Origin of the sequence: Rhizobium rhizoryzae (assembly GCF_011046895.1) — a bacterium.
Taxonomy (GTDB): domain Bacteria; phylum Pseudomonadota; class Alphaproteobacteria; order Rhizobiales; family Rhizobiaceae; genus Neorhizobium; species Neorhizobium rhizoryzae.
This window is the reverse complement of record NZ_CP049249.1, coordinates 949,637-975,596: the sequence shown is the minus strand read 5'-3', so window position 1 is coordinate 975,596 and position 25,960 is coordinate 949,637. Positions and strand designations below refer to the sequence as shown.

At 58.0% G+C, this 25,960-nt stretch carries 29 protein-coding genes; 18 read left to right on the top strand and 11 right to left on the bottom strand.

Annotated elements, in window-relative coordinates; all coding sequences use genetic code 11:
- The first annotated feature begins 103 nt into the window (after window positions 1-103).
- The gene (locus G6N80_RS05310) at window positions 104-766 is read left to right on the top strand and encodes a hypothetical protein (RefSeq protein WP_165131838.1); all 663 of its coding nucleotides are present in this window, start codon (window positions 104-106) and stop codon (window positions 764-766) included.
- Window positions 767-779: 13 nt separating this feature from the next.
- Here the strand turns inward: G6N80_RS05310 and G6N80_RS05305 are convergent, their stop codons facing one another.
- The 9 genes from G6N80_RS05305 to G6N80_RS05265 form a co-directional block, all read right to left on the bottom strand.
- Entirely contained in the window at window positions 780-1,619 is an 840-nt protein-coding gene (locus G6N80_RS05305) for a MurR/RpiR family transcriptional regulator (RefSeq protein WP_062557114.1), read from the bottom strand.
- Between the two features lie 59 nt (window positions 1,620-1,678).
- Window positions 1,679-2,356, bottom strand: a complete 678-nt coding sequence (locus G6N80_RS05300; RefSeq protein ID WP_165131835.1) for an aspartate/glutamate racemase family protein — start codon at window positions 2,354-2,356, stop codon at window positions 1,679-1,681.
- Between the two features lie 12 nt (window positions 2,357-2,368).
- On the bottom strand, window positions 2,369-3,331 hold the full coding sequence (locus G6N80_RS05295; RefSeq protein WP_062557116.1) for an ABC transporter ATP-binding protein: 963 nt from the start codon (window positions 3,329-3,331) through the stop codon (window positions 2,369-2,371).
- Between the two features lie 4 nt (window positions 3,332-3,335).
- Window positions 3,336-4,397, bottom strand: coding sequence for an ABC transporter ATP-binding protein (locus G6N80_RS05290; RefSeq protein WP_165131832.1), 1,062 nt, complete (start codon window positions 4,395-4,397; stop codon window positions 3,336-3,338).
- On the bottom strand, window positions 4,394-5,287 hold the full coding sequence (locus tag G6N80_RS05285) for an ABC transporter permease (RefSeq protein WP_062557118.1): 894 nt from the start codon (window positions 5,285-5,287) through the stop codon (window positions 4,394-4,396). The genes G6N80_RS05290 and G6N80_RS05285 overlap by 4 nt, the downstream gene beginning before the upstream one ends.
- A gap of 2 nt (window positions 5,288-5,289) precedes the next feature.
- Window positions 5,290-6,243 (bottom strand): ABC transporter permease, encoded by a 954-nt coding sequence (locus G6N80_RS05280; protein WP_165131829.1) that lies wholly within the window; start codon window positions 6,241-6,243, stop codon window positions 5,290-5,292.
- Between the two features lie 103 nt (window positions 6,244-6,346).
- Window positions 6,347-7,906 (bottom strand): ABC transporter substrate-binding protein, encoded by a 1,560-nt coding sequence (locus tag G6N80_RS05275; RefSeq protein ID WP_246251403.1) that lies wholly within the window; start codon window positions 7,904-7,906, stop codon window positions 6,347-6,349.
- Window positions 7,907-8,517: 611 nt separating this feature from the next.
- Window positions 8,518-9,021 (bottom strand): anthrone oxygenase family protein, encoded by a 504-nt coding sequence (locus tag G6N80_RS05270; protein WP_165131823.1) that lies wholly within the window; start codon window positions 9,019-9,021, stop codon window positions 8,518-8,520.
- On the bottom strand, window positions 9,018-9,671 hold the full coding sequence (locus G6N80_RS05265; RefSeq protein WP_165131820.1) for a TetR/AcrR family transcriptional regulator: 654 nt from the start codon (window positions 9,669-9,671) through the stop codon (window positions 9,018-9,020). Before G6N80_RS05265 ends, G6N80_RS05270 begins: the two co-directional genes overlap by 4 nt.
- A 383-nt stretch (window positions 9,672-10,054) precedes the next feature.
- Here G6N80_RS05265 and G6N80_RS05260 point away from each other — a divergent pair, with 383 nt between their 5' ends.
- Genes G6N80_RS05260 through G6N80_RS05230 form a run of 7 tightly spaced genes read left to right on the top strand, consistent with a single transcriptional unit; the run spans window position 10,055 to window position 16,817 of the window.
- Entirely contained in the window at window positions 10,055-10,939 is an 885-nt protein-coding gene (locus tag G6N80_RS05260) for a dihydrodipicolinate synthase family protein (protein ID WP_165131817.1), read from the top strand.
- A gap of 26 nt (window positions 10,940-10,965) precedes the next feature.
- The gene (locus G6N80_RS05255; protein ID WP_062557121.1) at window positions 10,966-11,625 is read left to right on the top strand and encodes a GntR family transcriptional regulator; all 660 of its coding nucleotides are present in this window, start codon (window positions 10,966-10,968) and stop codon (window positions 11,623-11,625) included.
- 54 nt (window positions 11,626-11,679) lie between these two features.
- On the top strand, window positions 11,680-13,011 hold the full coding sequence (locus G6N80_RS05250) for an ABC transporter substrate-binding protein (protein ID WP_165131814.1): 1,332 nt from the start codon (window positions 11,680-11,682) through the stop codon (window positions 13,009-13,011).
- Window positions 13,011-13,946 (top strand): carbohydrate ABC transporter permease, encoded by a 936-nt coding sequence (locus tag G6N80_RS05245; RefSeq protein ID WP_062557123.1) that lies wholly within the window; start codon window positions 13,011-13,013, stop codon window positions 13,944-13,946. Before G6N80_RS05250 ends, G6N80_RS05245 begins: the two co-directional genes overlap by 1 nt.
- A 14-nt stretch (window positions 13,947-13,960) precedes the next feature.
- Window positions 13,961-14,782: a carbohydrate ABC transporter permease gene (locus G6N80_RS05240; protein ID WP_183898045.1), complete on the top strand. Its 822-nt coding sequence runs from the start codon at window positions 13,961-13,963 to the stop codon at window positions 14,780-14,782.
- Between the two features lie 43 nt (window positions 14,783-14,825).
- Window positions 14,826-15,881: an ABC transporter ATP-binding protein gene (locus G6N80_RS05235; protein ID WP_165131811.1), complete on the top strand. Its 1,056-nt coding sequence runs from the start codon at window positions 14,826-14,828 to the stop codon at window positions 15,879-15,881.
- 6 nt (window positions 15,882-15,887) lie between these two features.
- The gene (locus G6N80_RS05230; protein ID WP_165131808.1) at window positions 15,888-16,817 is read left to right on the top strand and encodes a sugar kinase; all 930 of its coding nucleotides are present in this window, start codon (window positions 15,888-15,890) and stop codon (window positions 16,815-16,817) included.
- Here G6N80_RS05230 and G6N80_RS05225 read toward each other — a convergent pair.
- Both G6N80_RS05225 and G6N80_RS05220 read right to left on the bottom strand, forming a co-directional pair.
- Entirely contained in the window at window positions 16,811-17,452 is a 642-nt protein-coding gene (locus tag G6N80_RS05225) for an NnrU family protein (protein ID WP_165132387.1), read from the bottom strand. The genes G6N80_RS05230 and G6N80_RS05225 overlap by 7 nt on opposite strands.
- Before the next feature lie 24 nt (window positions 17,453-17,476).
- Window positions 17,477-17,632 carry a hypothetical protein gene (locus G6N80_RS05220; protein WP_165131805.1) on the bottom strand — a complete coding sequence of 52 codons (156 nt, stop codon included), beginning with the start codon at window positions 17,630-17,632 and terminating at the stop codon, window positions 17,477-17,479.
- 140 nt (window positions 17,633-17,772) lie between these two features.
- Between G6N80_RS05220 and G6N80_RS05215 the strand changes: the two genes are divergently transcribed.
- The 10 genes from G6N80_RS05215 (at window position 17,773) to G6N80_RS05170 (ending at window position 25,905) form a co-directional block, all read left to right on the top strand.
- Complete coding sequence (locus G6N80_RS05215) at window positions 17,773-18,318, top strand: cytochrome c oxidase subunit 3 (RefSeq protein WP_162249607.1); 546 nt, start codon at window positions 17,773-17,775, stop codon at window positions 18,316-18,318.
- 2 nt (window positions 18,319-18,320) lie between these two features.
- On the top strand, window positions 18,321-18,599 hold the full coding sequence (locus tag G6N80_RS05210) for a hypothetical protein (protein ID WP_156379361.1): 279 nt from the start codon (window positions 18,321-18,323) through the stop codon (window positions 18,597-18,599).
- A 158-nt stretch (window positions 18,600-18,757) separates the two neighbouring features.
- On the top strand, window positions 18,758-19,210 hold the full coding sequence (locus tag G6N80_RS05205) for a c-type cytochrome (protein WP_165131802.1): 453 nt from the start codon (window positions 18,758-18,760) through the stop codon (window positions 19,208-19,210).
- Between the two features lie 23 nt (window positions 19,211-19,233).
- Window positions 19,234-20,577 carry a cbb3-type cytochrome c oxidase subunit I gene (locus G6N80_RS05200; RefSeq protein ID WP_165131799.1) on the top strand — a complete coding sequence of 448 codons (1,344 nt, stop codon included), beginning with the start codon at window positions 19,234-19,236 and terminating at the stop codon, window positions 20,575-20,577.
- 66 nt (window positions 20,578-20,643) lie between these two features.
- Window positions 20,644-21,456, top strand: coding sequence for a CbbQ/NirQ/NorQ/GpvN family protein (locus G6N80_RS05195; protein ID WP_062557130.1), 813 nt, complete (start codon window positions 20,644-20,646; stop codon window positions 21,454-21,456).
- A gap of 7 nt (window positions 21,457-21,463) precedes the next feature.
- A complete protein-coding gene (locus tag G6N80_RS05190) occupies window positions 21,464-23,365 on the top strand; it encodes a nitric oxide reductase activation protein NorD (protein WP_165131796.1) in 1,902 nt (633 codons plus the stop codon).
- 107 nt (window positions 23,366-23,472) lie between these two features.
- A complete protein-coding gene (locus G6N80_RS05185; RefSeq protein ID WP_062557132.1) occupies window positions 23,473-23,742 on the top strand; it encodes a DUF2249 domain-containing protein in 270 nt (89 codons plus the stop codon).
- A 28-nt stretch (window positions 23,743-23,770) separates the two neighbouring features.
- Window positions 23,771-25,105 carry a hypothetical protein gene (locus tag G6N80_RS05180; RefSeq protein WP_165131793.1) on the top strand — a complete coding sequence of 445 codons (1,335 nt, stop codon included), beginning with the start codon at window positions 23,771-23,773 and terminating at the stop codon, window positions 25,103-25,105.
- Window positions 25,106-25,109: 4 nt separating this feature from the next.
- The gene (locus G6N80_RS05175) at window positions 25,110-25,628 is read left to right on the top strand and encodes a DUF2249 domain-containing protein (RefSeq protein ID WP_062557134.1); all 519 of its coding nucleotides are present in this window, start codon (window positions 25,110-25,112) and stop codon (window positions 25,626-25,628) included.
- Window positions 25,621-25,905 carry a metal-sulfur cluster assembly factor gene (locus G6N80_RS05170; RefSeq protein WP_165131790.1) on the top strand — a complete coding sequence of 95 codons (285 nt, stop codon included), beginning with the start codon at window positions 25,621-25,623 and terminating at the stop codon, window positions 25,903-25,905. Before G6N80_RS05175 ends, G6N80_RS05170 begins: the two co-directional genes overlap by 8 nt.
- Window positions 25,906-25,960: the final 55 nt, after the last annotated feature.

Genomic DNA, 25,960 nt, shown 5'->3' with positions numbered 1-25,960 from the left:
AGCTTCCTGCTCGGAAAACCTGGCATTTCGGGCAGAGGGTTTACAGGGCTGGTGGCCGATCTCTCGGGGGAGGGGTCGGCCACCTCTACCATTAGGAGAACGCGTGACAAACTTCCTGCTGAACATCGCCTTCGATGTCGATGGAATCCAGGCGCTTAGCACAACGGGTGGCTCAGTTGCCATTCTCGTGCCGCAAGCCTCATCCCAATATCAGGTCGTTGCAGTCCTGACTGCACCGCTCATGAACATTCAGGTGACCTGGTCCGATACCCTCACGGTCTACACGTCATCGACGCAGCTTTCGACAAATCAGGTCGTCCCTATCAATTCCTGGGAGAGCGCTGTTCTCGGAAATGCCTATACCTTCAATGGAAGTCTGATCAGTTCCGCCGGAGCTGCAGGCGCGCAAAGTATTGTACAGCTGACGAATGCTTCTGGCAGTACGATCACGACTGGATTGGCGAATACCTTCACAGTGAACAGCCAAACGCAATCACTGGCAATTACCACCGCGATGTCGCTTCTCGTTCAAGGTCTGGCGACCTTCTGGCCAACAAACGACATCATGGTCACGGTCATGTCAAATGCCGCAGTCGGAATGGCAGTGCCGACCTATGCGTTTCCCCCATCTTCCGCGACTTGTGACATCAGTCTCGCTGAGGGGGTGACCGTGCAGCCTCCCATCACGTTGAGCTTTTCGGCATCCGATGCAACACAGAGCATCACGTACAGCGATGCCAAAGGTCAATTTGAAGTTTCGAGCTGATGTGGTTTCGATCCTACAGCTCATCGAGCTTTTCGTTTAACGTCTCGATCTGCCGCAGGCGCTTCCTGCCTTCGACGCCGGCCTTTTCAAGACAGCGGGTGATCAGCAGATGGCAGAGCGTCATGACAGCCGTGTGGTTGAAGAGAGGCCCTGGTGCCAGCGTCTGGCACTGAAAATGCCATGTCGGCCCGCTCTCGAACTGGGCACTTTCATCGGTAATATAGAGAAGCTGTGCTTTGGTCTTCCGAATATGCGCGAGAATGTTTTCCCCCTGCGCCACCCTGCGGCGTAACGCGAAGAATACGACCATGTCATCGGGAGCGATACTCACAAGGTGTTCCCCAAGTGTCTGGCCAGGGCCGGGGATGGCAACGATCTCCTCCAGAACTTGCGTCAACTGCCACTGCAGATAGGAGGCGAAGGGAAAGCTGCTGCGAAACCCGAGCACCCATACCTTGCGGGCTGTCATCATCGCCTGGCTCGCAGCCTCGATCTGACTTTCGGAGATGGTGAGGAATGTCGTTTCCAGGTTGGAAATGGCTTGCGCAACATGCGCTTCTATCGTTTGCGGTCTCCCCGGTTCCTCAGCCCTGTTCAGAAAAAGCCGCGATCCACTCTGCTTGTCTATCCGGGCATGGCGTCGAGCTTCTTCATAGTTGGCATAGCCCAGCCGCTGGATGAAACGGGTGACCGTCGCCTTGGAGACATGGGCAAGCAATGCCAGTTCCTGAGCAGAATAGCTGGCCAGTTCGCCCGGAAAGTCACAAACGAATTCACCCAGACGTCGTTCGGCAGGGCGCAGTTCAGGTAAGGCCTCCCTTACCCTGAAAAGAAAAGATCGATCTTTTGGCATCCGCGCTCCATACTGCCGTTGCACAGGATCTTCCCGCTCAATTCGAGCGGCCGCAAGGTCTATGTTGGATGTTCTGCGGGAGCGGCGCGTTTCGTGATCTCGGCAACGATAGAGCGGACAGCCGATCCGATAGGGGCGATGACGGGAACGGCCAAAGCTTTCTGGAGCGCGTGGGCGGCCTGTCCCAAAGGGCCCCCGCCTATAATGACGACATCGGCACCGTCCAGTTCAACGCACTCCCTCACAGCCTTCTCCAGCGCTTCAAACAGCCGCTCGGGAGATCCGGCCAGATCCACAGGATCGCCCGGTGTCAGCCGGGTTCCGGTGTAGCGATTGGCGACACCCAAGGCATCCGCCTTTGCCGCAAAACTTGGAACCAGTTCCGGCGTTACCGTGGCAATTCCAAAGCGCCTTTTTCCAATGGTGGCTTCCATCATGCTCGCTTCGCAAATGCCAACGACCGGGATGCTGCATCCGGCTCTCAGTTTCTGCAGTCCCGGATCTCCGAAGGCGCTAATGATGAGGCCATTGCTTTTCGCTGATGCCAGAAGCCCGATCGAGATTGTCTCTTCGGCAGCATCCTCAAGTTGGGACGCATTCAGGATCATGGCAACGCCGTGGCGAGCGGTCCTTCCCTCGACACTGAAGCTCGGCGGAAGCTCTTTGCGCGCGATTTCCGTCATCATCGCCGTGGTATCCTGCGATGTATTCGGATTGATCAAGGTGATTTGGGGCATGGCGAGGATCGTCTAGGCGTATCTTACGCAGGCGACACTTGCCGTACCGTCGATCGCTGTCAAGCGAGGCACATCGGTGAGGCACTGTGCGGCGGCCTCTGCACAACGTGGCGCAAATGCACAGCCCGGCGGCAGGGCTGCGAGGTCCGGAGGCGCGCCGGGGATGGTGATCAGCCGGTCGCGTCCGTGTGCGAGCTCGACGCGCGCGCCCAGCAAACCTCTCGTATAGGGATGCTTCGGATTCTGGATGACGTCGGCCACCTTGCCTTCTTCCACGATCCGCCCGGCATACATGACTGCGATCCGGTCAGCGACCTCCGCGGCAACACCGATATCGTGCGTTACGAAAATGACAGATAGCCCGTATTCCTTTTGTAGCTCGCGGATCAGCAGCAAAATCTGGATCTGGACAGTCGCATCGAGCGCCGTCGTCGGTTCATCTGCAAGCAGAACCTTCGGATTGCAGGCAATCGCCATGGCGATCATCGAGCGTTGCAGCATGCCGCCTGACATTTCATGCGGGTAGTTCATAAGTCTTCGCTCGGGGGAGGGGATACGGACTTTTTCGAAAAGCCCAAGAGCCCGCGAAGCTGCCTCTCGTCGGGAGACGCCTTCGTGGCGCATGATCGCTTCCTCAATCTGTTGACCGAGAGTGTAGACCGGATCGAGCGCAAGGCGCGGCTCCTGAAACACCATGGAAACGGTCGCACCGCGATAGTCTGCGAGTTCGCGCGCAGAAAGTTCTGTCACGTCCTTGCCTGCCACGCGCATGGACCCCTCTATGCTGGTTCCCTTCGGATGGAGCCGGAGAAGCGATCTCATGGTCACGCTCTTGCCCGATCCGGACTCTCCCAGAAGTGCAACAACCTCGCCACTGTTTACCGAAAGGCTGACACCGTTGACGGCCTTGACCGGCTTTCGTCCGCGGTTGAATGTCACGGAGAGGTTACGGATATCGATCATTGGATCGGTCATCAGGTCATGCCTCCATTTGTACCGGTGCGCCGCTATGGCCTGAATTCGGCATGGCCATCAGGCAGGCTGCGGATTGTGCGCCAGAGATGCGGGCGAGGGGCGGAAGGGTCTGGCGACAGATATCTTCCGCGAAGGAGCAGCGTGTATGAAAGCGGCAGCCCGCAGGCGGATCGATAGGGTTCGGCGGATCTCCGGAAAGAGGCGGTTCGAGCGTCCTCTCACCGGGGTCCATTTTCGGCATCGAGGCCAGCAGGGCGGACGAGTAAGGATGGCGAGTCCGTTCGAAGATGGCATCGCGTTCGCCGATCTCCGCCACCTTTCCCAGATACATCACCATCACTCGCTCACACATGAAGCGGACGACGTTAAGGTCATGGGAGATGAAGAGATAGGTCAGGCCAAAATCGCGCTTGAGGTCCAGCAGCAGATTGAGAACCTGTGCCTCCACGCTCTTGTCCAGAGCCGAGACCGCTTCGTCGAGAATGACCAGACGCGGTTCCAGTGCCAGAGCGCGGGCAATGTTCACGCGTTGGCGTTGACCGCCAGACAATTCGTGCGGATAGCGTCCGGCAAACCGAACCGGCTCAAGTCCTACCCGGTGCAGCAGATCGTGAGCCCTTGCTATGGCTTTGGCGGCCGGAACGCCATGAACGCGGGGCGCGAACGCGATGGATTCCTCGATCGTCAGGCGTGGGTTGAGGGAGGCATAGCTGTCCTGAAACACCATTTGCACCTGACGCCGGTATTCCGAGAGCGGTAGCGTCTCGCCAACCGTCTCACCATCGAACAGGATTTCTCCGCGATCCGGCGTGATGAGCTGCATCAGCAGGCGGGCGGTGGTTGACTTCCCGCAGCCGCTCTCACCCACAACACCCAGCGTTTCGCCTTTCAGGATGTCAAAATTCACGCCATCCACTGCGTGGACGACTTTTTTCGGCTTCAGGAAGCCGCTGCCCTTGACCGGAAAATGCTTCAGCAGGCCCCTTACGGAAATGAGAGGCTGAGCCGGACCGCCCCTCTCGCCCACGGGAAGGAGATGTGTGGGTTCTCCGACAAGGTTGATCATGATTTCACATCCATGGCTGTACGAAGCCCGTCGGAGAAAAGGTTGAAGCAAATGGAGGTGATGAAAATCATCACGCCGGGAAGCGCTGCCACAAACGGATTGCTGTAGATGGCGGTGCGAAGCGTGTTGAGCATCAAACCCCATTCCGCATCGGGCGGTCTTACGCCCAGGCCCAGAAAGGAGAGGCCCGATGCGAGGATCATCGAGACGGAAATCAGGCTGGTCGCGAAAACGAAGATCGGCCCAAGTACGTTACCCAGAACATGAACGCGAATGATCGTTGCTGCGGAAGCTCCCGATGCGCGGGCGGCATCCACGTAGTCGAGCTTGCGCACCTGGGTGGTGACGCTTTCTGCAACGCGGGCAATCTGGGGGATAAAGACGACAGTCAGCGAAACGAGCGCATTGGTCAGACCCGATCCCAGCGCGCCCGACAATGCCACCGCGAGAAGGACGGATGGAAAGGCGTAGAATACGTCAATCGTTCGCATGATAAGCGTGTTGACGATGCCGCCAGCATAGCCGGCGATGATGCCAATGGTGGAGCCGATGATGAAAGCAATCGGCACCGGGATCACGCCCATGATCAAGGACAGGCGAGCGCCGTGGATCAGGCGGGAGAGCATATCTCGGCCCAACTCATCGGTGCCGAGAGGATATCCGGGCGTTCCAATCGGTTTCAGGCGGCGGATTACGCTGCCCTTTGATGGATCGTATGGTGCGATGTAAGGCGCGAAAATCGCGATAAGAACCAGAATGACAATGATTGCCAGAGCAATCATGGCCACCGGATCGCGGGCGAGCCGACGCAGAACATTGCTCCAGAAGCCAGGGGATTTTGCGACGGGGACGAGAACAGGCGCGCCGATTTCTGCAGTGACTGCGCTCATGGTCAGCTCCTCTGGATACGGGGGTCGATGGCGCTCTGGAGCACGTCGACGGCAAGGTTCAGCAGCACGAAGAACATCGCGAGTACGAGGATCGTGCCCTGCAGTATCGGCAGGTCACGGGTGAAAATGGCGCCGTTCAAAAGAAATCCGGTGCCAGGCCAGGAGAAGACCGTTTCGATGAGGATCGACCCGCCGAGAAGATATCCAAGTTGCAGGCCCATGACCGAAAGCGCCGTTGGGGCGACATTGCGAATGACGTGACGCATGATCTGCCTGCTCATCAGCCCCTTGGCCGCGAGCGCCTGCGTGAAATCCTGCGAAAGAATGTCTGCAACGAGCGAACGGATCGTGCGGGCGATGATGCCCATGGGAATGACTGACATGGTGACGGCAGGCAGGATCAAAAACTGGAGATAGGCCCAGCTGAATCCGCGTCCCGTGGATCCTTCCGGACCGCCGCCCATGGCCGGCAGCCAGCCAAGCGTGACCGAGAAGGCGATGACGAGAACCATGCCCAACCAGTAATGAGGCACGCTGACACCAAGCATCGAAACAGCAGAGGCCGCGCGATCTATCCATGTTCCGCGAAAGACGCCTGCCAGAAACCCCAGCACCGAACCGGTGATGAAGCCGATGCCGGCAGCAGCGACAGCCAGGATGATGGAGTTTACCGAGGCATCGAGAATTTCGCCGAGGACTGGACGTCCGCTGGCGATCGATGTGCCAAGGTCACCTTTCAGTGCATGCCATGCCCAGAGCAGATATTGAACCGGAAGTGGCTGATCAAGACCGTAGAAGCTGCGCATTTGCGCCTGCATCTCTGCGGAAGCATCCGACGGAAGGATCGCCGCGAGGGGATCTCCCGGCGCGATGTGGATCAGCATGAAGCAAACAATGCTGACGCCAATCGTGACCGGGATGACATGCAAAATTCGTTTGAGCGCATAAAGCAGCATAAGGGTCTCACTCGATCGGTTGAATTGGCACAAACAAGTCGGGCGCGCCGGGCGGCTGCAGCAGAACGCCGGAATCGGGAAGACCGGCGCGCCCGTGTGTCACTCAATCCATCGAGATGGTCGAGAAGTCCTGGAACCAGTTCTGCGCCTGGACGAAGCCCTTGACCTTGCCCGTCATGGCGCGTGGGGCAACGTCATGCGTCACCATGAGGAAGAGCGCATCGTTGACATATTTCTCATGGATCTGCTGCATCACCTTGTCCTGTTCCGCCGCATCGAAGGTGTTGCGCACCTTGTCGAACAGGGCATCCATATCCTTGTCGCAATAATAGCCCCAGTTTGTGCCCGCTGGCGGTGCCAGATTGCACTGCGATTGGCGGATCATGGCAGTGAAGGGATCCTGGATGAAATAGCTGTAGTTGACGGCGGTCGCGCCCTTGGCGCTCGCATCCTTGGCCCCTGCGCGCCACACATTGATGACCGTGTTCCAGTCCATCACTTCGTATTCGACGTTGATGCCGATTTCGCCGAGCGTCTGCTGAATATACTCGTTCATTTGCAACGGCAGCATCTGCCCGGAGCCGGATGAAGAGATGACGACCTTGGTCTTGATTGGATTCTCAGGACCGAAGCCGGCCTCCTTCATCAGCTTCTTGGCTTCTTCGATGTTGTAGTCCAGCTTGAAGCTTGGCTTGCCGAACCACTGGTGACCGGGCGGCATGTAGCCCTGTGCTGGAACGGACAGTCCGCCCAACAACTCGTTCAGACCCTGACGGTCAACTGCCAGGTTTGCGGCCTTGCGAACACGGATGTCATTCCATGGTGAGCCTTCGACACGGGAAAGATGCCAGGTCCAGTTGTGCGGATAGGAGTTCGTGACGATCTTGAAACCGGCATCCTTCAGTGACTTGACGGAATCCGGGGCAGGGGCTTCCACCCAATCCACCTGGCCGGAGCGCAGGGCCGCAACGCGCGTATTCGGCTCGGGCAGCGGGATCAGTACGAGCTTGTCCAGCTTCGGCACGCGGGCCTTGTCCCAATAATCCTTGTTGGGCGTGAGTTCGGCCCGTTCGCGTGGAACGAAGCCGCCTTCCATCTTCCAGGGGCCAGTTCCAGAAGGCTTCTGGGCAACATTGTCCCAGTTCTTGCCTTGCGCTTCCCAGTTTGCGGGAGAGGAAATCAGGATCCAGCTCAACTGATAGGGGAGCGTAGCATCCGGAGATTTGGTGGTGATCTCGACAGTCAGGGGATCGATGACCTTATACGATGCGACAGCGGGAATACGAGACTTGCCCTGCGCAGACTGACGCTTGTCGAACTGCGGCGCATCCTGTTTCAGAAGCTTGTCGAGATTCCAGACGACTGCTTCGGCCGTGAAGGCGCTGCCATCATGAAATTTCACGCCATCCCGTAGCTTGAAGATCCATTTGGTCTTGTCGCTCGCATCGACCTGCCAGGATGTCGAAAGGCTTGGAACGAGGCCCGACGGTTTGTCAGCCTTTGTCAAATCCCATTCGACCAGAGCATTGTAGACCGTGTAGCCCATGAAGCGTTGACCCTCGCCGCCCTGGTCCGTCTGACCGGTCGTGAGGGGGATATCTGACGCCGTCATTCCGATCCGCAACGTGCCGGCAGCATCAGCCTGGACCGTCGTCGCAAACATTGCAAAAGTGGCTGCGCCCAAGATCGTGCTCACCTGCAACAGCTTGAAAAATGCTTGCGAGCCCTCGGGCTTGGATGGTGTCTTCGTCATGCCGTTCCCTCTTTTCGTTGTGGATGCCGGACTTCTGCCCAGTCGACGAAAACAAAGCAGATTTCATGCCAGACCAGATGAAACTGAAATTTCATCGACTAATCAGTGTATTAGTTGATTTACCAGTTTCGGCACGTCGAATGTGGGATCGGCGACTGCAATCTTTCTATGCGGATTGTTAGCAAGTGCACAAACAATCACCCGATAAATTGCGTGTACTCATCTGGAGTTCCGCCACGTCTCCATAACAAGCGGTCGGTTCAGGTTGAGGGCCAAATAACACTGTAAGCCTTCGCTCCGCTGTCCCAATCGAACCCTGGCGGATCTCAATGCTGGAAAGCTTTGGTTTGCATAGCCTTGTTACCGTCGCAAACAGGCTGTAGTCCTTCTGGGACAACCCGCATCTGGCCGGTTCCCGCAAAGGGCGAATATTGCGACTGTCGCAAAACTCCCTATTCTTCGACGTTGCAAACGTCAGGAGAACAGGGATCGTTTTACTCGGGAGATTTGCGGACAGGCAATCATGCCGCCTTTGCGTTCAATATGAAGATTGCGATGCCGGTCAGCGCCAGTGTGACGCCGCTGACAATCGTGCGGGCAGTATTCCAGAATTGCCAAGGCCCCGAATAATTTTCCCAGATGCGTTGCGCCTCGGCTGCATCCTGCGGGATGGCGACGGCCGCAAGCGCTTCGTTCATCGGTACATTTACGATGATGGTAAGGATCATGCCGCCGAATAGGTAAAGCAGGCCGGCGATCGCGAAGATAAGGCTTGCGGCCTTCATCCGGGATAGCCAAGCAAGCACTGCGGTCGCGATCAGGACAAAAGGTGTTCCGAAGAAAGCTGGCGCAAACACCATGTTTCTGACCGATGCGTTCATGGCCTGCATCGCACCAATCGCAAGCGCCGGATCGGCCGCATCCAGCCCCCACATCGTCGAACAAACCCACGCATAGAAAAAGCCAAATATCGCCCCGCTCGACAGCAGCGATAGCAGTGAAAAAACGTAAAGGAAGAGCGTCATTGTGAAGGTTTCCCGTGAGCGGATGGCAAAAAGTGCTCGCCAGCGGCGGGCGCATGAAGTTCCAAGAACAGGGCCATAGCCTCTCTCGCCCGTTGCTCGATTTCCGTGGGCGGCAGTTCGTCCAAGGCACCGATAACTCGGCGAACCTGAAGGTCGCCAATCAACAGGCGAAAATAGATGTCGGCACTAGAGGTCGGGTCGTCGCAGATGATGAGCCCGGACCGGCCTGCGGCTTTCAGCAGGTCGCAAACGAGAGGTGCAATGGTATCGCGTCCAAATTGTGCAATCGCCGGGCCGAGTGTGTTCGTATCGCTGATGTCACCGGCCGCCGCGCGGTTGAGCACGACGGCTTTCTCGCTGGTTACAAGGGACAGCAGGATTGGTCCGAGTGCGGCGAGCGTTTGGAGCGGATCGCTTCCCGTTTGAAGCGCACATTCCAGCAGTTCCCTGGCCTCTTTGGCATTCGCTTCGATCAACGATCGGAAAAGGGCCTGCTTGTTGCCATACCAGTTGTAGAGCGTTTCATTGGAAACTGATGCGCGCTGGGCGATGGCGAGCATGGACGCGGCCTTGTATCCGGCCTCCTTGAGCACCGCATAAGCGGCTTCTTCTATGCGTTCGCGTCGAGCGATCTGCTTGGGTGTAGCCATTATCTTACCTCATTGACAAAAGCGTACAAAAATATACGATTTTGTCAATGAGGTAAGATGGAAAAGGATCAGCGAAACGGCGTCTTGTCGCAAAATTCCTGAGATCTGGTACAGATCGACCCTGCCTGAATATCAGAGGGAATTTCCGTTGCGAAACACAGGTGCAAATTTCAGAAGTTCGCGACCGACTTATGCGACGGCGGCTGCCGGGTTTGGGCCGAAGGCTGATTTCGCTCCTGACGGTGTCATTTCGCCCTCTGTCTGTACCGACCCATAACAAAAGATCAGTCTCTTCGAAAAGATTGTTAAAAGCGTGCAATCGCCTCTTTACGACTAACATGTTACCGTAGTACGGTGATGATGTTAGTTGGAGGAGCACAGAATTGTCCCGCAAGTTTGGCCTGTCGGCCGCCCTGACCACGCCGTTCGATGAGACCGGAAATATTCTTCTGCCGATGCTGACCGAGCATGCTCGCTTCTGTCTCAACCATCACTGCGACAGCGTGACTGTCTTTGGTACGACGGGCGAGGGAAGCTCCATTGGGCATAGCGAACGCGGGAAGGTTCTCTCTGCTCTTCAGGCGTCTGGAATTTCTGGCGCCAATATTGTCGCTGGCGTCCTGGTCGATTCCGTCATCGACGCTGTCGAACAGTCCGCCCAGGCACTTGATCTGGGAGCGCGCAACATTCTGCTGGCGCCGCCATCCTATTTCAAGAACGTATCGGATGATGGTCTGTTCACCTGGTTTTCGGCGGTATTCGCCGGTCTCGGGTCCAAGGCTCGGGATATCATCGTCTACAACATTCCATCAGTCACGATGGTCAAGATCTCCGTCGACCTCGTTGCAAGACTACGCTCAGCGTTTCCCGGTATCGTCACGGGCGTGAAGGATTCCGGTGGCGATTGGACGCACACCGAGCGCCTTTTGAAAGAGCACGGCGATCTTGCCATCATGATCGGTGATGAGCGGCATCTGGCCCAGGGAACCCGTCTGGGCGGACAGGGCGCGATTTCCGGCATGGCCAACCTCTTGGGCGCAGACGTGCGGGCCATGGCGGTGGATGGTCGTGACGATGATCGGGTAACAGGTCTTGTCGAGGTCCTGCTTAACTATCCGGTTACGCCTGCCGTCAAAGTCCTGGTTGCTCACACCAGCGGCAACGGGGTATGGCTGAACGTGCGGCCTCCGCTGATTACAATTGCGGCTCAGGATCGCGACAGGATTTGCAGCGTATTCGATCAGGCTTTCTCCGAAAAGGCTGCCTGATTCAAACCTGCCGAAGAGGGGACGTCATGGACGAGACGAACGAACAGGTGCCACTGCGGGAAAAGGCGTATGAGAGCTTCACACGCCACCTGCTGGCACGTGATGTTCGTCCCGGCCAGTTCATTTCCCAAAGGCAGTTGGTGGAGTTGACCGGGCTGACGCTTGGCGCGATCCGGGAGTTGATCCCTCGGCTCGAAACGGAAGGGCTGATCAAGACTGTTCCTCAACGCGGGCTGCAGATTGCCCATATCGATCTCAGCCTGATCCGGGAGGCCTTTCAGTTTCGCATCTTGCTTGAGAAAGAGGCTGTTGCCCTGTTCACACGCAATGCAAGCGATCAGGAGGTTCATCGTCTCTTAAGCGCGCATCGCGAGATTGCTCAGAAAATCGAGGAAAGCGGTCCGTCACCTGAACTCGAGCAGAGGGCGCAGGCGACCGACTGGGGCATGCATAACGCCTTCATCGACGCCATGGGCAATTCGATAATTTCGAATGCCTATCGGGTCAATGCCATCAAGATGCGGTTGATCAATCAGGAACGCGTCCGCATTGAGGGTCGGGTCGGTCCCGTCATGCGGGAGCATTTGGCTGTTCTCGAAGCTATCGAAAGCCGATCCGTGGATGACGCGGTTCAGCGCCTCGTGGCGCATATCGGAAATGCAAGGGATCGAGCCCTCGCAATCTAGAAGTTTTCATCTGTCGCTCTGAGGAGATGCGACTTTCAAAACGGGAGGATAGAAATGACGACTTCAATCTTGAAGCCAACCCGCCGTGGGTTTCTGGCAGCCAGCGCTGCCTTGGGCGGTGCCGCAATGCTGGGTGGCCGCCCCGCGTCTGCTGCCGTCGACTGGAAAAAGTTTTCGGGCCAGACCATCAACGTCAACCTCGTGAAAAGCCCACGCAGCGAAACGCTCATCAAATATCTCTCCGAGTTCGAGAGCCTGACCGGTATCAAGGTCAATGCCGAGGCAACGCCGGAACAACAACAGCGCCAGAAGACGGTGATCGAACTCAGCACAGGCAAGCCGAGCTTCGATGTTGTGCACCTCAGCTATCACGTACAGAAGCGTCAGTTCGAAAAGGGCAACTGGCTGGCAGACATCAGCGGCTTCCTCAAGGATCCATCGCTGACCGATGCTTCGTTGACGGAAAAGGATTTTGCCGAGGCAGGCCTGCTGTTCGCCAAGGATTCCAAGGGCGTACTCCGCTCGCTGCCCTTCTCGGTGGATTACTGGATCGTCTACTGGAACAAGGAACTCTTCGAGAAGAAGGGTCTTTCCTATCCGACCACGTTCGAAGAACTGGTCAATGCGGCAGAAAAGATCACCGACCCGTCCACCAACACCTATGGTTTCGTCGCACGCGGTCTGAAGAACGCCAACACGCCGGTCTGGACATCCTTCATGCTGGGCTATGGTGCAGCCCCGATCAACGGGCAGGGCAAGGTTGATGCGGTTTCGAAGGAAGCAGTTGAGGCTGCCAAGCTCTATCAGCGCCTCATGACCAAGGCAGCACCTCCCGGCGTTTCCGGCTTTAACTGGGCAGAAGCGCAATCGGCTTTCCTGCAGGGCAAGATCGGTATGTGGTTTGATGGTGTTGGCTTTGCGCCGCCGATCGAAGATCCGCAGAAGTCGCGTGTTGTTGGCAAGACCGGCTATGGCGTCATGCCAAAGGGTCCGGCCGCGCAGGCAGCAGGCACCTTCGGCGATGGTCTCGGCGTCGTAGAAGCTTCCACCAAGAAGGAGGCGGCTTACCTGTTCTGCCAGTGGGCAATCTCGCATGACATGGGCGCGCGTCTGTTGCAGGCCGGTGCCGGCGTTCCGTTCCGCCAGTCGATCCTGGCCGATGCCAAGGTCCGCGAAGGCGTGAAGATGCCGGGAGCCTGGCTGGATGCGGTGGCAGGATCTGGCAAGATCTCCAAGCTCGCGCTGCCGGTCGTCATTCCCGTCACCGAGTTCCGCGACATCTACGGTGTTGCTCTCACCAACATGATTGGCGGCGCTGATCCTGCAACTGAACTCAAGAATGCAACAGCGCAGTTCGAGCCGGTTCTGGCGCGAAGCGAGGGATAATGGCATCCGTGAGTATCGAAAACAGCGTTGCTGACGCCAAGCAGAAAAGGAGCAAGCCGTCACGGCTTGCTCCCAACTACTGGCCGTTTGTCCTGCCCGCCCTGCTTGTCGTGTCTGCCGTCATCGTTTTTCCATGGGTCTTCACCCTCTGGATGAGCGTCAATAGCTGGACGCTTGGCCAACCGAGAACATTTATCGGTTTTGCCAATTATGTGCGGTTGGCGCAGGATATGCGCTTCTGGGAATCGCTCTGGCATACCGCGACCTACACGGCGCTCTCGGTTGTGCTGCCGCTCTTCTTCGGAACTTTGGCTGCGCTGATTTTCGATGCCAAGTTTCCGTTCCGCGGGCTTCTTCGCGGTGTCTTCGTCATGCCGATGATGGCGACACCGGTCGCCGTCGCGCTGGTCTGGACGATGATGTTCCACCCGCAGCTTGGCGTTCTGAACTATCTTCTCTCCTTCCTCGGCATCGGACCGCAGGAGTGGATCTACAACCAGTTCACTGTCATCCCCTCGCTGGTGCTCGTCGAGACATGGCAGTGGACACCGCTGGTCATGCTGATTGTTCTGGGTGGTCTCGCCGCCGTGCCGCGTGAGCCTTACGAAAGCGCTGAAATCGATGGCGCAAATGCCTGGCAGAAATTCCGTTATCTGACCATGCCGATGATTGCGCCCTTCCTGATGATTGCCGTCATCATCCGGTCTATCGATGCGATCAAAAGCTTCGACATCATCTATGCGATGACGCAGGGTGGGCCGGGAACGGCATCCGAGACGATCAACATCTATCTCTACAACACCGCCTTTGCCTATTACGATATCGGATACGGTTCAGCCATGGCGGTTGTGTTCTTCTTCATCATCATTGCGCTTTCCTTCGTCCTGCTCATGGTCAGGCAACGCGCCAACTGGTCCGACATGGAGACGAAGTGATGGCAAAGCGCCTTATTCGACGCAAGACGCTGGATAGTCTGGGCCTGCTGTTCGTGGCCTTCATCATGGTGTCGCCGGTCATCCTGTTCTTTCTCTGGATGATCTCGCTTTCGCTCAAATACGAGATCGATAACGGTGCCTATCCGCCGATCCTGTTTCCCGAGAATGTCGCCTGGTCGAACTACCTGAAAGTGTTCGAGGAAAACAATTTCCTTCTCTACTTCTGGAATTCGGTGCTGGTGACCGGAACCGCGACCTTGCTGGCGCTGGTGATCGGCGTTCCCTCCGGCTACGGCATTGCGCGCCTGAAGGCTGAGAAATCTGCCGTCGTCATCATGATTGCCCGCATGACGCCTGGACTTTCCTTCCTCATTCCGCTGTTTCTGCTCTTCCAGTGGACAGGGCTCATCGGCACGCTCTGGCCGCAGATCATCATTCACCTCGTCGTCACGGTGCCGATCGTCGTCTGGATCATGATTGGCTATTTCGAAACGACGCCGATGGAACTGGAAGAGGCAGCCAGCATCGATGGTGCCACCCCGTGGCAGGTCTTCCGGCTGGTGGCACTGCCCATCGCCAAGCCCGGCATCGTGGTGTCCTTCATTCTGGCGCTGATCTTCTCGTGGAACAACTTCGTCTTCGGCATCGTGCTGGCCAACCGTGAAACGCGCACGCTACCGGTTGCGGTCTACAACATGCTGTCCTTTGAACAGGTCAGCTGGGGCCCGCTTGCCGCTGCCGCCCTCATCGTGACGCTGCCGGTGCTGCTGCTGACGATGTTTGCCCAGAAACAGATTGTGGCCGGTCTCACCGCCGGTGCCGTCAAGGGAGGTTGAGGGCTTGCCGCCCTCCCTCAATTCTCAAATTCAGGAAACGCACATGGCAACCGTCAATATTCAGAACATCCAGAAGAACTACGGCGCGGTGAAGGTCATTCACGGCATCGATATCGATATCGCTGATGGAGAATTCGTCGTGCTGGTCGGCCCGTCCGGCTGCGGCAAGTCCACACTTTTGCGCATGATTGCGGGCCTTGAAGAGGTGAGCGGAGGCGAGATCCATATCGGTTCGCGCGAAGTCTCCAATATGCCGGCGCGTGATCGCGACATCGCCATGGTCTTCCAGAACTACGCGCTTTATCCGCATATGACCGTTGCGGACAACATGGGCTTTGCTCTGAAGCTCAAGAAGGTTCCGGCTGCGGAAATCCAGGCGAAGGTCAAGCGGGCCGCCTCAATCCTGGGGCTCGAAGCCCTGCTGGATCGCTACCCGAAGCAATTGTCCGGCGGCCAGCGCCAGCGCGTTGCCATGGGTCGCGCCATCGTGCGCGATCCGCAGGTCTTCCTGTTCGACGAGCCTCTGTCGAACCTCGATGCGAAGCTTCGCGTGCAGATGCGCGGCGAAATCAAAACCATGCACCAGCGTATCGGTACCACGACGGTTTATGTCACGCATGATCAGGTGGAAGCCATGACCATGGCCGACAAGATCGTTGTTCTGCACGGCGGTTTCATCGAGCAGATCGGCGCACCGCTCGAACTCTATGATCGCCCGGCCAATATCTTTGTTGCAGGCTTCATCGGTTCGCCTGCCATGAACTTCATCGACGGCCGGGTGGAAGAGGGCGTGTTCCGCACCACAAAGGGGCTCATCCTGCCGCTTCCGCAAGCCGTCGCGGAGAAGATGGGTGGCCGGGATCTCGTCTACGGCATTCGTCCCGAACATATCCGGGCATCGACGCAGGGCATCGAAGGCCGCGTGACGCTGGTGGAAGGCACGGGATCGGAAATCTTCACGCGTCTGGATGCCCATGGCGAAGACATCGCGTGTCTTTTCCGCGAACGTTTCGATGTCCGGTTCGGCGATACCGTTTTCATCGAAATTGATCCGTCGAAGGTCCATCTTTTCGATAAGCAGACCGGTCGTCGGATTTAAGGCGCAATGAGCAAGCGCATTCTTTGCGTCGGTGCTGCCGTGCTCGACACCATCTTCCGCGTTCGCGCTCTGCCAAGCGGGGAGGGCAAGATCCTGCCTTACGAGATGGTGCAGGTTGCGGAAGGCATGGCCTCCAGTGCAGCCTATGCCATTGTGCGGTTGGGTGGCAGCGCTACACTTCTTGGCGCTGTCGGCGATGATGATACCGGAAGGCGTATCTGCGATGACCTCGCGCAAGCGGGGATCGATACCACGGCCATGACTGTTGTGGCCGGTGCGCCGTCCGCGCTGTCTACCATTCTCGTCGATGACCGGGGCGACCGGCTGATCGTGCCGTTCTACGACCCGCGCCTTCATCACACCATTCCGCAAATCTCCGATGAGATGATTGCTGGCTTCGATGCAGTTCTGGTCGATGTGCGCTGGGCAAGGCTTGCCCGTGAAGTGCTGCAGGCTGCGCGTCGCGTGGGTATTCCCGCCATTCTGGATGGTGATGTGGCGCCCGTTGAGACTCTTCTATTATTGGCTGAGGTGGCTGATCATATTATCTTTTCCGAGCCTGCCGCCCGTTCACTCGCGCAAGCGAAGGCGGAGACTGACCTGGTGCGGGAGTTGGCGGAGCGTTTTCCGCAAGCGCTTGTTTGCGTGACCTTGGGTGCAGCCGGTGCCTACTGGATGGAGGGTGCTGAGCTTCGCCATCAACCCGCGCTTCAAGTCGTGGCGGTGGACACACTTGCGGCTGGCGATGCTTTCCACGGGGCCTATGCCCTGGCGGTTGCGGAAGGGCTTGATACATCAGATGCCGTTCGTCTTGGTTCGGTTACCGCAGCGCTGAAATGCACGGTCTTCGGCGGACGAACCGGCATGCCGCTTCGTGATGATGCTGAAAAGGCTCTCCAGCAACTGCCCTCACCGTCTAAGCTGCGGCCTCACTGAATGGTCAGCATGACCAGCGGATCGGCGCCGAACAGCAGCGCGTGACCGCCCGCCAGCAGAAGTAAAAGCGCCGCTGATGTCAGCAACAGCCCGACTATCATTGGTCGGTCGATGCGGGCTTGTGGCTGGATGCGCCATTTCGGCAGGCTTTGCCGGGCTGCACGCTTGTTTTGCAGGCGAATGCCCATCAGTGAGAAACCGGCAAAACCGCCGAACAGGACGAGCGAACGCACGTCTCCGTTCGCAATCACATGGCCGATGGCCCAGAGAAAGAACCCCCAGAGAACGGGGTGGCGGGTTACCCGAAGAATGGCTCCGCACTCGCCCGTCGGTTTTCGCAAGGTGACTGAATAGGAGTTGGGGCTGAGAAGGCCCGCAATCACCAGAAACAGACCGATGGGCGAAAGTACGAAATTGACTGCCGCCTGCCAAGCAGCGGGTGCCCATAGCTCGACATAGTCCATTCTCAAGGCCAAGGCGAAAAGCCAGATGAGCACAAGCGTCGAGGCGACGGAGTAAAGGGCAAGATAGGCCGTTCGTCCAATCATGCTAATCAGCCGGGACCGAACCTGCGGACTGGTCGGAATAGAGTGCAGGGCGATGAACAGGCCGCCGGCGATAAAAAGTTCTTCTATGGTCCGTGCTTTCCGAATTCGCGCCTACTGCTGAACGAACAAAACGCCTGCGATCACGCAGGAAGCCAGGACCGCGATGACGGTGCTGTAGCGCTGGAGGACGCCCATTTTGTAGAGCGCGATTGAAAAGCCGATGATGATCGGCGTCGCAACGACAAGTCCAGTTTGTGCGTCGGTCATGCCCGTTCTCCTGATCCGCAATCTCATTTGATGCAAACTGCATCCGTTCGCGTCTCCGGTCTTTGTTTCTGCGCAAAGAAGCCGGTCGCTGAAAGACGCATATCCCGATGGAGATCTGGCGGATTGCGGGAGAGGTTCAAATGGCTGCCATTGATGACATGACGGGCGCAGAAGAAGCCGATGGCGGCTTATTGCTCTGGCTTCTGGTCTGGAGCGAACTTGCCGTCTTCTCCATCCTGATCGGTGGCTTTCTTTTTCTGTCGCTACAGCAACCGGAAACGTTCGAAACGGGAAGGCGGCATCTCGGCACCGGCCTTGCCAGTTTCAATACGCTGATCCTGTTGACCAGCGGCTGGTTGATGGCCGAGGCGGCGCGTGCCGATGAAGATCGCAAGCGGCGCAGATGGCTGGTGCTTGCCGCACTCTTCGGCTTTGCCTTCGTCGCCATCAAACTCTTGGAATACGCAAGCGAGATTCCGTTCTCTCAAGAGCCGGGCCTGCAGGGCTTCTTCGAGATGTATTTTCTCGTCACCGGCTTCCATCTTGCGCATGTTGCTTTTTTGCCCGTTCTCATGCTCCTTTCCGCAGTCCGCCCCAAGGCGGAAACGGCAGGCGCACTGGCCACCTTCTGGCACGTGGTGGATCTGGTGTGGCTCGTCCTCTTCCCCGTTCTCTATCTGGTGTAGTGATGCGAAAGCAGGCTGATCACTGGCTGTTTGGAGCGGCCCTCTGGCTGCTCCTTCTTGCCATCATCGCGTCGCTCGTCATCGTGCAATGGCGCCACAGCGCCCTGCCGGTTGCTGCGATCGCTGCCGTTCTCGGGCTCACAATCCTGAAAGGGCGCATCGTCATCAAGCACTATATGGGCCTGCGCAACCCCGCACTGACATTGGCGCTGACGTCGTGGGTTGGCCTGTTTGCCCTTGTGGCGCTTGCCAAGGCTCTCGCGCCGGTTCTGTTTCATTGAGAACAGATCACCTTCCGGAATTTTGTTTGCACTTTCACAAAGAATGAAGTGCCGCTCTCAGGCACTTCTCGTCCCGAAGGCTGATGCGGCTTTAGCCGTATGACGCCTGAAACAATCCGGCTCCGTTGCAGCATGACGGAGCGCGAGAGGGACAGGATATGTCGGAACATCTCACCAAAACCGGAGCGCGGAACGTCTTCTACGGCGGATCCGCCTTCTTCTTTGCCATTTTTCTGGGGCTGACGGCGCACAGCCACTATTACATGCGCACCACCTCGACCGACGAGACAACGCTGACCGCCGCCGTCGCGCGCGGCAAGCACGTCTGGGAGAAAAACTCCTGCATCAATTGCCACACGCTTCTGGGGGAAGGTGCCTATTTCGCACCTGAACTCGGCAATGTCTGGACCCGGATGGGTGGAGACAAGGATGTTGAATCCACGCGCGACACATTCAAGGCGTGGATGGCTGCCCAGCCCTCCGGCATCGAAGGTCGCCGGCAGATGCCGCAGTTCAACCTGACGGACCAGGAAGCGAGTGATCTGGCGGAATTCCTGCGCTGGGCCAGCAAGATCAAGACGCAAAAATGGCCGCCGAACGAAGCCGGCTGACCGTCACTCCAGAGGACATCATCATGAAATATAAAACACAAAGGGTCGCGCTGCTGTATTTCTACGGTGCACTCGGCCTGTTCATCGCCCAGGTTTTGTTCGGCGTTCTGGCAGGCACCATCTATGTTCTGCCAAACACGCTTTCCGTTCTTTTGCCCTTCAACATCGTCCGTATGGTTCATACGAATGCGCTGATTGTCTGGCTGTTGATCGGTTTTATGGGTACCACCTACTACCTGCTGCCTGAGGAAGCGGAGACCGAGCTTTACAGCCCGAAGCTTGCCATTGCGCAGTTCTGGATTTTCCTGATTGCCGCTGCCGCCGCCGTGGTGGGCTATCTCTTCCACATTCACGAAGGCCGTGAATTTCTGGAGCAGCCGTTTGCGATCAAGATTGGCATCGTCATCGTTTGCCTGATGTTCCTGTTCAACATCACGCTGACAGTGCTCAAGGGCCGTAAGACGGTGGTGACCAACATCCTGATCTTCGGGCTCTGGGGTGTCGCGATCTTCTTCCTGTTCGCCTTCTACAATCCTGCCAATCTGGCGCTGGACAAGATGTACTGGTGGTACGTCGTCCATCTGTGGGTCGAAGGCGTTTGGGAGCTCATCATGGCGTCCATTCTTGCCTTCCTGATGATTAAGCTGAACGGCATCGATCGCGAAGTCGTGGAGAAGTGGCTTTATGTCATCGTGGGTCTGGCGCTTTTCAGCGGCATTCTCGGCACCGGCCATCACTTCTACTGGATCGGCGCTCCGGGCTACTGGCAGTGGATCGGCTCGATTTTCTCGACGCTGGAAGTTGCTCCCTTCTTCACCATGGTGGTCTTCACCTTCGTCATGACCTGGAAGGCAGGGCGCAAGCACCCGAACCGCGCCGCCATTCTCTGGTCGCTGGGTTGCTCGGTCATGGCCTTCTTCGGTGCCGGTGTCTGGGGCTTCCTCCACACGCTGTCATCGGTGAACTATTACACGCATGGAACACAGGTCACGGCAGCGCACGGCCACCTAGCCTTCTTCGGTGCCTATGTCATGCTGAACCTTGCCGCCATGGCCTATGCGGTGCCGGAACTTCTGGGTCGCCAGCCCTATAGCCAGATGCTCTCCATGGTCAGCTTCTGGATCATGTGCACGGCCATGTCGGTCATGACCTTCGCGCTGACCTTTGCAGGCGTCCTTCAGGTGCACCTGCAGCGGGTTCTCGGCCAAAGCTACATGGATGTGCAAGACCAGCTGGCGCTGTTCTACTGGATCAGGCTCGGCTCCGGCATCTTCGTGCTGATCTCTGCCATCATGTTCATCTGGGCCATCTTCGTGCCCGGCAAGCAGCGCGTCGCTTCAGCCGCTTCGCTCCAGCCAGCGGAATAAGCGCATCCCAGCCTCAGGCCCTGCCTAATCATGCAGGGCCTCCCCCTTCACACAGGACATTGCACAATGACGATCCATCAAAAACTGCGCGGGGTCACGCTCGCAGAAATCCCGCCTTACATTCCAAATGGCAACGAGTGCCAGCTGTTCGAAATGGCATGGGTGCGGCAGCTGCCGTTGCTTCTCAAAGGGCCAACCGGCTGCGGTAAGACCCGCTTCGTCAGCCACATGGCAACGCGGCTCGGCCTGCCGCTGACAACGGTTTCCTGCCACGACGATCTCGCAGCCGCGGATCTCACCGGGCGCTATCTGCTCAAGGGTGGCGATACGGTCTGGGTGGATGGACCGCTGACGAAATCAGTGCGCGAAGGCGGCATCTGCTATCTCGATGAGGTGGTCGAAGCCCGCAAGGATGTCGCCGTCGTGCTGCATCCCCTGACTGATGACCGCCGCATTCTGCCTTTGGAGCGCACCGGTGAGCAGCTGGAAGCGCCTCCCGGCTTCATGCTCGTTGTGTCCTACAACCCCGGCTATCAGAACATGCTGAAGGCGTTGAAGCCGTCGACGAAGCAGCGCTTCCTGTCAATCGAGTTCGATTTTCTGCCGAAGGCGCAAGAGATTGCAGTGGTTGCCGTAGAAAGCGGTCTGGATGAGGCCCGCGTGGCACCGCTGGTAGAGCTTGCGGCAAAGCTTCGCCGCCTGAAAGGTCACGATATCGAAGAGGGGGTCTCGACCCGCCTTCTGGTCTACTGCGCCTGCCTGATCGATAGCGGAATGCCGGTGCGCGATGCGGTGCGCGCTGCCATCATCGAACCGCTGACGGATGATGCGGACGTGAAACTGGCGCTGACGGAAGTCGCCCATAGTGTGATTGTCTGAGGCTGCCATGTTCGAGTTTCTGGAACTGGAAGAAAGCGTCGGAAAATTCTGGCACCGGCTTGTGGGACAGACCTCGAGCATGCCGCGCTATCCGGATCAGGCCGTCACCTTCGATGAGGTGAAGCCGTATCTCGCAACCTGCTTTCGCGCCTTCGGCGGAGAGCTTACCGCGCAATTGGGGCCCGCCCATGCCCGCACGTCTTCCCACCGCCTCAGGCTTCGTCAACTCGTCGGGCTGGGTGAGGAAAAGCTTGCCTGGGCTGCGCGAGGGGAGGGGGCAATGGCCCTGCCGCCCCTCATCGACATTTTTCCGGAACGGGCACTTAACCGCGATCTCTACATCTGGCTGGCCGCCTATCTGGCCTTAATGCCGTCAGGAGGGGTGGAGCCGGATGATCCCCTGCGGGCAGATCTGGCACGTCTTGATCTGGCCTCTGCCACGGTTCAGCATGTTTTGAACGCTTTTCCCGGCTTGCGGCACCGGTACGCCGCGCTTTGCCGTGCTGGCTTGGCCGGGCGTCGCAGAGCAGTGCTTCCGCCCGTCGAAAAGCTGGTTGAAGCGCGCGCCATGGCTCTGCTTCGTCGGGGCGCAGGCTTGGCCGATGAGATTATGCCCGCCATCTTTCCGGCACAGGCACCTGTCGGTTACCAGCCTTTGCTGTTGGTGCCACTTTGGCCTGTTCATGATCTGCGGCGGGAAGCATCTTCCACTGCTGAAACTGGCGATGAAGACGGCAGCACCGCCGCTGCTGCCGCCGTAGATGGCACCGGCTTCTTTCGGGGTGAACGTGAAACCGAGCGGGACAAAAGCGAGCGCAGCCCTTTCATTTTGAACCGCTTCGAGAAAATTCTCGCCATGGCGGAAATGGTCAATGTCGATCGTCCGACCGATGACAGCGATGATAAAAACGATGATGCCAGCCGCGATCTGGATGAAATCCGGCTCGGGAGACGTAAAGAGCGGCCTTCCGCCAAGTTTCGTTTCGATCTGGATTTGCCGCCGGAAGCGGTGGACACCAGTTCGCTTGAGGCTGAAAACACTTACCCCGAGTGGAACTACCGCAGTTTGAGCTATATGCCGAATTATTGCCGCGTCATTTCCGGCCCGGCTTCGCTTTCAGAAACCTCTGAGCCGCAAACCGCAGATATGCGCGATCTCGTACGTCTGGTGCGGCGTCAGTTTGAAATTCTCAGACCCCGGCATGAAATCCTGCGGGCGCAGGTGGACGGCTCGGAACTGGATCTTGATGCGGTGGTGCGCATGCGTGCCGATCTGGCATCTGGAGGGGACGGCGGAAACCGCATCCATCTTCTCTCACGCCCCAGGGGGCACGACCTTGCGGTGACGCTTCTGGTGGATGTGTCGCTGTCGACCGATGCCTGGTTCGATGATCATCGCGTGCTGGATGTGGAGAAGAAGGCGGTGCGTGTTCTGGCGCATGGCTTGAGCGCTTGCGACACCCATTATTCCATCCAGACCTTCACCTCCCGCCGCCGCGACTGGGTGAAGATCGAGACGGTCAAGGCGTTTGATGAAAGCATGAGCTCGGACGTCGAGCGGCGGATCGAGGGCTTGAAGCCCGGCTATTATACCCGCATCGGAGCCGCCATCCGCCATGCTCATGCCGAACTTGTCAAACAACCGAACCGCCGGAAGCTGCTTCTGATCCTGACCGATGGCAAGCCGAACGACATCGATCATTATGAGGGGAGGTTTGCACTGGAGGATTCCCGCAAGGCCATCGCGGAATCCAGACGAGCGGGAACCAGCGTCTTTGCCGTCACCGTTGATAAGGACGCCCGTAGTTATCTGCCTGCCATGTTCGGGCGCAATGGTTTTGCCATCGTCGGCCACATCGGCAAGCTTCCGCAGTCGCTTCCGGCAATTTATCGCTCCCTCACACGATGAAATGCGCTGCTGTTTGTCGCGCAACAACGAAGCCGGACGATGGTGATTCTAGTCTCATGATGCGGGTTCATTCCAGCGCGGAATTTCCTTCATCATGAGGCTCTCACATGAATACTACCCCCATTCAGGAAGTTGATGTTCGTCTGCTTCCTCCCCGCCAGCGTCACCCGGTCATCTTTGGGTTGCTGGGCGATCTGGCTCCTGGCGATGCGCTGCATGTGGCCAGCGACCATGATCCGCAACCGCTGCATATGCAGATCGATAGCCGCTACCCGGACCTATTCCGTTGGAGCTATCTCGAAGCCGGGCCGGATGTCTGGCGGGTTGAAATCCGGCGGCAGGCCGGTGGCGGCTGTGGTTGCTGCTGCGGACACTGAGTTCTGACGCATTAAGGAGTGACGTTTCATGCAGGGCGCATCCATTTCGCGCTGGACCATGTCCTATTTCGCATGCGCCCTGATCTTCCTCCTGATCGGGCTCTGCCTGATGGCGGCAGGCTTCGGCTTCCCGCAGGAGATTTGGCAGGACCCGGCAACACTCATCACCGTCCATGCCATTGCCCTTGGCTGGCTCGGTCTGCTGTTTTGCGGCGCTCTCCTGCAATTCGTGCCGGTGCTGGCATCGCGGTCCTTGCGTTTTTCATCTTGCGCGGCCCCGGCCCTGCTGCTGATTTTGGCGGGTCTGACCCTCCTTCTGTCGGGCTTTGCTTCACTAGGGGGATTTATCGATGCGCCCCCGGTCATTCTGCCAGCGGGTGGGCTGCTGCTGTGCCTCGGTCTCGGGCTGGTCGCCCTCATGTGCGGTGCCACTCTCGTGCCGTTGTCGCTCAATTCACCGCCGGGTGTCTTCGTGCTGACAGGGCTCGCAGCCCTCACTGCCACTCTGCTGCTCGGCCTCTGCTTCACGCTCGTTCTTTCGGGTGTGTCAGCGCTACCTTGGCTGATTGCGCTCACCGCCTTTGCGGTTCCCATCCATGCGGGCTTCGGTTTAGTTGGCTGGATGGGAGTGACAGCGATCGGCGTCAGCTATCGCCTGTTTTCCATGTTTCTTCTGTCGCAGAATGGTGGGCGCGGTTCGCGCCTTGTCCTGGCTTTCACGCTGCTTGCACTGCTGTGCCTGCTTGCTTCGCTTGCCATCGTCACTGGCTTCATGACCCTTGCTGCCCTGGCATTCGCGGCCATCGCTGCGGCTGTCTATGTGCGGGATGTCATTGCCATCGCAAGAACCAGAAGACGCAAGAAGATAGAACCCAACATGTTCGCCAGCCTTGTGGCGCTCGCCTTTCTGCCTATCGGGCTAGGCCTTGTCGCGTCTGATGCGCTGGCAGATTTTTCTCGCCCACTGGCCGTGACCGGCTTTTATCTGCTGGCGATGGGCTGGCTGTCGGGCCTTGGTCTTGCACAACTTTACAAGATCATTCCGTTTCTCACCTGGCTTGAAACATACGGCCCTGCCATGGGCAGGGGGACGGTGCCGGCTGTGCAGGATCTGGTACGCGAAAAGCCTGCGCGGATAGCCTTTGCTGTGTATTTCGCCGCTGTCTGCTCCGCTGCCATTGGGCTTGCTGCAGATTTGCCGACACTGTTCAGAACCGCTTCTGGCGGAATGGCTTTCTCTGTCTTGATCCTGATCATCGAATTCATCCGGGCACGCAGGTTATTCTACGTGCCACTTGCTCTCAAACTCCCAAAGGGCGCGCAACGCCCTCTTCTTTTCATTGCAACCGCCAGACAGGAGTGATGCCATGGCACAGGATTTCGCAGAACTGGACGTGCGTCCGCTGCTGGCGAATGGGGTCGAACCCTTTCCCCAGATCATGAGTGCCGTAGAGGCGCTTTCGCCGCAGCAAGGCCTGCGGTTGCTGGCACCGTTTCGGCCAGAGCCGCTGTTCAACGTCATGCGCAGGCGAGGCTTCAGCCATCAGGTGCGGGAACTGGGCGGCGGAGACTACGAGGTCTGCTTCCTGCCTGCGGCGGCAAGTGTGGCCCATTCCCAGGATGCCGCAAGCGCCGATATCTGGCCTGAAGCAGTGCTGGAACTGGACCTGACGGATCTCGACCCTCCCCAGCCCATGGTTCGAATCCTGGCCGAACTGGAAGGAATGCAGCCGGGCGAGGTTCTCTTTGCCCTTTTGTCGCGAGAGCCGGTCTTCCTGTTTCCGGAGTTGCAGCGGCGCGGCCACCAGTGGGTTGGCAATCACGATGAAACCGGCACCGTGTTTCGCATGCTGGTCAGGCGGGGGGAGGGGAACCGCGATGTCTGAACCTTTGGTCAGTCAACTTATCGAGCAAAGCCTTTGCACGGTCATGGACCCGGAAGCGGCCATGAGCATCGTTGATCTCGGTCTTATCTACAAGATCGAGATGCGTGGTGAACGACAGGCGCATATTTTGATGACTACGACCGCCCGTGGCTGCCCCGCTGCCGGGTTTCTGACAGAAGCCGTGCGTCAGCGGGTTCTGGAGCAGGGGCATGTGGATGCGGTTGATGTTGAGCTGACCTACGAGCCCGAATGGAACCCCTCGATGATACGAGCCTGAATGGTTTATTCCTGACAACAAAAATGCCGCGCCTTCCAGTGGAAAACGCGGCATT

Bases quoted from the DNA above. Each gene is read 5' to 3' on its own strand.
- G6N80_RS05220 (WP_165131805.1), bottom strand. From the start codon at position 17,632: ATGACCGACGCACAAACTGGACTTGTCGTTGCGACGCCGATCATCATC.
- G6N80_RS05215 (WP_162249607.1), top strand. From the start codon at position 17,773: ATGGCTGCCATTGATGACATGACGGGCGCAGAAGAAGCCGATGGCGGC.
- G6N80_RS05185 (WP_062557132.1), top strand. From the start codon at position 23,473: ATGAATACTACCCCCATTCAGGAAGTTGATGTTCGTCTGCTTCCTCCC.
- G6N80_RS05200 (WP_165131799.1), top strand. From the start codon at position 19,234: ATGAAATATAAAACACAAAGGGTCGCGCTGCTGTATTTCTACGGTGCA.
- G6N80_RS05280 (WP_165131829.1), bottom strand. From the start codon at position 6,243: ATGCTGCTTTATGCGCTCAAACGAATTTTGCATGTCATCCCGGTCACG.
- G6N80_RS05270 (WP_165131823.1), bottom strand. From the start codon at position 9,021: ATGACGCTCTTCCTTTACGTTTTTTCACTGCTATCGCTGCTGTCGAGC.
- G6N80_RS05285 (WP_062557118.1), bottom strand. From the start codon at position 5,287: ATGAGCGCAGTCACTGCAGAAATCGGCGCGCCTGTTCTCGTCCCCGTC.
- G6N80_RS05180 (WP_165131793.1), top strand. From the start codon at position 23,771: ATGCAGGGCGCATCCATTTCGCGCTGGACCATGTCCTATTTCGCATGC.
- G6N80_RS05170 (WP_165131790.1), top strand. From the start codon at position 25,621: ATGTCTGAACCTTTGGTCAGTCAACTTATCGAGCAAAGCCTTTGCACG.
- G6N80_RS05230 (WP_165131808.1), top strand. From the start codon at position 15,888: ATGAGCAAGCGCATTCTTTGCGTCGGTGCTGCCGTGCTCGACACCATC.
- G6N80_RS05175 (WP_062557134.1), top strand. From the start codon at position 25,110: ATGGCACAGGATTTCGCAGAACTGGACGTGCGTCCGCTGCTGGCGAAT.
- G6N80_RS05300 (WP_165131835.1), bottom strand. From the start codon at position 2,356: ATGCCCCAAATCACCTTGATCAATCCGAATACATCGCAGGATACCACG.
- G6N80_RS05275 (WP_246251403.1), bottom strand. From the start codon at position 7,906: ATGTTTGCGACGACGGTCCAGGCTGATGCTGCCGGCACGTTGCGGATC.
- G6N80_RS05245 (WP_062557123.1), top strand. From the start codon at position 13,011: ATGGCATCCGTGAGTATCGAAAACAGCGTTGCTGACGCCAAGCAGAAA.
- G6N80_RS05190 (WP_165131796.1), top strand. From the start codon at position 21,464: ATGTTCGAGTTTCTGGAACTGGAAGAAAGCGTCGGAAAATTCTGGCAC.
- G6N80_RS05205 (WP_165131802.1), top strand. From the start codon at position 18,758: ATGTCGGAACATCTCACCAAAACCGGAGCGCGGAACGTCTTCTACGGC.
- G6N80_RS05265 (WP_165131820.1), bottom strand. From the start codon at position 9,671: ATGGCTACACCCAAGCAGATCGCTCGACGCGAACGCATAGAAGAAGCC.
- G6N80_RS05255 (WP_062557121.1), top strand. From the start codon at position 10,966: ATGGACGAGACGAACGAACAGGTGCCACTGCGGGAAAAGGCGTATGAG.
- G6N80_RS05195 (WP_062557130.1), top strand. From the start codon at position 20,644: ATGACGATCCATCAAAAACTGCGCGGGGTCACGCTCGCAGAAATCCCG.
- G6N80_RS05250 (WP_165131814.1), top strand. From the start codon at position 11,680: ATGACGACTTCAATCTTGAAGCCAACCCGCCGTGGGTTTCTGGCAGCC.
- G6N80_RS05235 (WP_165131811.1), top strand. From the start codon at position 14,826: ATGGCAACCGTCAATATTCAGAACATCCAGAAGAACTACGGCGCGGTG.
- G6N80_RS05290 (WP_165131832.1), bottom strand. From the start codon at position 4,397: ATGATCAACCTTGTCGGAGAACCCACACATCTCCTTCCCGTGGGCGAG.
- G6N80_RS05210 (WP_156379361.1), top strand. From the start codon at position 18,321: ATGCGAAAGCAGGCTGATCACTGGCTGTTTGGAGCGGCCCTCTGGCTG.
- G6N80_RS05305 (WP_062557114.1), bottom strand. From the start codon at position 1,619: ATGCCAAAAGATCGATCTTTTCTTTTCAGGGTAAGGGAGGCCTTACCT.
- G6N80_RS05295 (WP_062557116.1), bottom strand. From the start codon at position 3,331: ATGACCGATCCAATGATCGATATCCGTAACCTCTCCGTGACATTCAAC.